Annotated in this window: 3 protein-coding genes and 1 tRNA gene; 1 reads left to right on the top strand and 3 read right to left on the bottom strand. The window is 43.0% G+C overall.

Annotation, left to right across the window (positions count from 1 at the left end; all coding sequences use genetic code 11):
* Positions 1-49: 49 nt before the first annotated feature.
* The 3 genes from GW12_RS05325 to GW12_RS05315 all read right to left on the bottom strand — a co-directional run bounded on the left by GW12_RS05325 (position 50) and on the right by GW12_RS05315 (position 2,549).
* Positions 50-134 (bottom strand) — tRNA-Leu (locus GW12_RS05325).
* A gap of 107 nt (positions 135-241) precedes the next feature.
* On the bottom strand, positions 242-1,042 hold the full coding sequence (locus GW12_RS05320) for a protein kinase (RefSeq protein WP_227504130.1): 801 nt from the start codon (positions 1,040-1,042) through the stop codon (positions 242-244).
* A complete protein-coding gene (locus GW12_RS05315) occupies positions 1,032-2,549 on the bottom strand; it encodes a DUF3336 domain-containing protein (RefSeq protein ID WP_034584456.1) in 1,518 nt (505 codons plus the stop codon). The genes GW12_RS05320 and GW12_RS05315 overlap by 11 nt, the downstream gene beginning before the upstream one ends.
* A gap of 190 nt (positions 2,550-2,739) precedes the next feature.
* Between GW12_RS05315 and GW12_RS05310 the strand changes: the two genes are divergently transcribed.
* On the top strand, positions 2,740-3,615 hold the full coding sequence (locus tag GW12_RS05310) for an ATP-binding protein (protein ID WP_034584455.1): 876 nt from the start codon (positions 2,740-2,742) through the stop codon (positions 3,613-3,615).
* The last annotated feature ends 103 nt before the right edge of the window (positions 3,616-3,718 follow it).

The raw sequence follows: 3,718 nt of genomic DNA, 5'->3' as shown, positions 1-3,718 counted from the left end.
TTACACCAATCCTCTACACTTACCATCTTACCTAATCACTTAAGTAATTTGGTGGGGACGGAGAGACTCGAACTCTCACACCTCGCGGCGCTGGAACCTAAATCCAGTGCGTCTACCAATTTCGCCACGTCCCCGTTGGTCGTGTATATTATAGAGATCAATTTGGCCTGACAAGAACTTTTTCATCAAAGCCATAACGATTGCGCAAATAAAAAGCAGATTGTTGTTTTTTGTATTTTTATCAGTCAATTACAGTAAATAAAATACTTCGAATCTGCTCGAAATCGGTAAAACGATGGCTTTTATGCTTGGCAAGCATACCTTCTAATACCGGTTGAAATAAGAGGAATTGAGTCGGCAACTGAATTTGCAATCGCTGACAATGTAAATAGGCCCAATCTTTATAGCTCCCTACCCTCAGTCGGGTTTGTGTCAGCCATTCAAGCCAGATGATGCCCAGTGCATAAATTTCCGTTTGCACTGTTTTCTCTTCGCCATGAAACAGCTCTGGCGCCATATAGCGTGGTGTTGCCTCCAGACTTTGAGCTGGAACATTGCTGAATCGTCGAACCTGTTCAAAATCAATCAACCTGACTCGACCCTCATGCTGAACAAAATGTTCAGCTTTCAGATCGGCATGTAGATAGCCACATTGATAGAGATGCATCACTGCATCCAGACTTGCCAGTAAATGAACCTGAATTTGTTTCAGGCTTAATTCTTGAGGCGATACAGCAAAATGCGCAGGGCAATTCAGTAGTAAAATTCCCTGCTGATATTGTTCTCCAGCCACTGTGATTTGATGATCAATCAACTGATAAGGAATGAGAAAATCAGCTTCAGGATGATTTAAAAATGATTGGTAAAAATTCCACTCATTTTCAAAACCCAACTTGCTATGCAAAGCTGCTTCAGACTGTTGCACCTTCAGCCAATAGTATTGCTTCCCTAACCCGCCCCGATATAAACGGCGGCCAAAGGCCAGACTACGAGCTTTGGTTTGCAGTTCAAACTGAATCTGCTGCAGTTCTTCAGATGTCAACGGGAATGTATTCTTGGGTCTGCTCTTCAGGTTCATTTTGAAAATTTAACAGTTCCAGACAATGCTGGATGGTTTTGCCTACCCGCTCCTGAGTTTCGATCATGGAGATTTTCGGCCAAGTGGCACGTTCGCCTTCACGTTGCAGGATTTTAAACAGATGCGGACGCGGATTTTGCAGCATATAGGTATAGTGACGTAAGCCATATTTACCGACAATATTCACATCACCATAATAACGCTGATCCACCACGCCATAACCATGATCCAGCAGACGGCGTACCGGTGGAATACTACCGGCGCGTTCACGGGTAAAGTCCATCAAGCCTTTGGCAAAGACCTTACCCTGACGACGGGCAATACGCTGTGGCCAGCTCAACATATCCTTACGGAAGCGCGAAGCATCATCCTGCATAAATGGTACGATATGCGGATTCACCTGACTGGCAATGGTGTAATTAATATTGTACAGGCGCGCCATTTTTTCCTGCGGGAAATCACTGCGCACGCTACCATCCACCCAGCGCGTCGCGCCCATATATGGGGTGAATTTTCCATCATGACGTTTACTGGTCAGACGTACAGGTGGGAACAGAATTGGCACAGCACAAGAAGCCAGTACCGCACTCCAGACCAGCAGATCTGGTGAGGTATAAGCATTCATGATGCGCGAGTCCTGCGATGCATCATACGGCGCAACCGCGATATTAATATGTAAGCCCGAGTTTTTTAGTGCTTCTTCAAAAGTGAAATTCCCCAAATTCTCAACCAGGAATTTTTTCAGGTATTTCACATCAGCAAATCCGCCATTGCCCTTCATCAGCTCACGGAATTTGCGGAAATGAAATGCTTCGTTAAAGAAGTTGTGCCCTTTCAGGATATCCGCATATTCAGAAGGCTTGGATACACCCAACATCGCCGTCATGATCGCACCAGCACTGGACCCTGATACTACTTTAGGCATCAGATCCTGTTCCATCAGTGCCTTACATACCCCGGTATGAAACAGACCTAAGGTCGCGCCGCCAGAAAACATTAACGCTGGCTGGCCATAAGCACGCTGGCAGCGCTCAAAGAATTCAATCTTTTCTTCTACTGTTAAACATTCACATTGATCAGATGCAATATAAGCCAGACATTTACTGACTTCTTCAACATAATCTTCAATGATTTTTTTGGTACCCACATAGGTTTCAATAAACAGTAAAGGATGGGCAATGTTGGCAATATCGTAACTCAGCCCTTCACGTAATATATACATCAGATCTTTGGTGCGATGCTGCATGTGATAGCGTCGCAATTTACCTAGACGGTGTGCAATCACTTCTGCATCAAAATATAGTGAAGAATTATCAAGCTTCCATTCCTGTGCCCCAGTTTCTTCATCCAGTTTTAATGCAGTATATTTCCATTCCTCATAGGTCTCGGCATTTTCCAATTGCTGTTTTAATTTTTTAATGCGATAGGCCTGATGCGGATTGATATGGGTATTAAAGTCTTTAAACAGCATGCTATACGTGATCCTTATGTTTATTTTTGGCGCCACAAGAACTGCAACCACTTAAGTACAACAGATCATAGCAACGGGACAATAGCCGAAATTCTCCTTTCCTTGGCAAATTATCACATTTTTCTTGCTTTGACTGCGTTTTTTACAGTGGTAGTATCTCAGCATCATTTAAACGATGTAATCTGCAATCATGGCTACAATTGAGTTACCTGACAATATTTTAAATGCACTTTCCACTGTTTTACAGCAGCTGCAACAAACTCTTCCTGAGCTGAAAACAGCCCCTGATTTTTCTGCTTATGCCTATAAATGGCAAGATGGCCAGCTCAAGCCAATTCACAAGCTGAAAGCTATTGCACTGGATGACTTGAAAGGCATCGAAAAACAAAAAGAAAAAGTGATTCAGAATACCCTGCAATTCCTGAATAACCTGCCGGCCAATGATATCTTGCTGACTGGTTCACGCGGTACCGGTAAATCATCAATCGTCCGTGCGCTGTTAACAGAATATGTCGACCAAGGTTTACGACTGATTGAAATTGAACGTGATGATTTATCAGATTTACCAGAAATCCAGAAGCTGATTGCTGACCGTCCAGAAAAATTCATCGTGTACTGTGATGACCTGGCATTTAATGCAGAAGATGAAAATTACCGCAGTCTGAAAAGTGTTTTAGATGGCTCACTCCAGTCGGGTTCAAGCAATTTTGTGATTTATGCGACCAGTAACCGTCGTCACCTATTGCCGGAATTTATGCATGAAAATACACCAGCCACCAAGGTCGATGTACCACAATACACTGAACTACATCCGCAAGAAGCGATTGAAGAAAAAATTTCGCTCTCTGACCGTTTTGGTATGTGGCTCTCCTTTTATCCAATGGATCAGAATCTTTACTTGGAAATTGTGGAGCATTATCTGAAAAAAGCAGGTATGGAGCTAACTGCAGAAGCCCGTGCAGAAGCATTGCGCTGGTGTCAAGGTCGTGGCCAACGTTCAGGCCGCGCAGCGTATCAGTTCTCTAAACATTGGATTGGTTCACAACAGCTTAAAACATTGAATTAATCTGATTTAATCCAAAATTTTCTAAGCTCAGTTTTGTTTAATCATGTAATTATTCTTTAACAAAACTGGGCCTTTTAATATCTCGCAAATTCAAATCCCAAGT

The organism is Acinetobacter sp. HR7 (genome assembly GCF_000773685.1).
GTDB lineage: Bacteria > Pseudomonadota > Gammaproteobacteria > Pseudomonadales > Moraxellaceae > Acinetobacter > Acinetobacter thermotolerans.
Note: the sequence above shows the minus strand (reverse complement) of the source record. Positions and strands in the feature narration are given on the sequence as shown.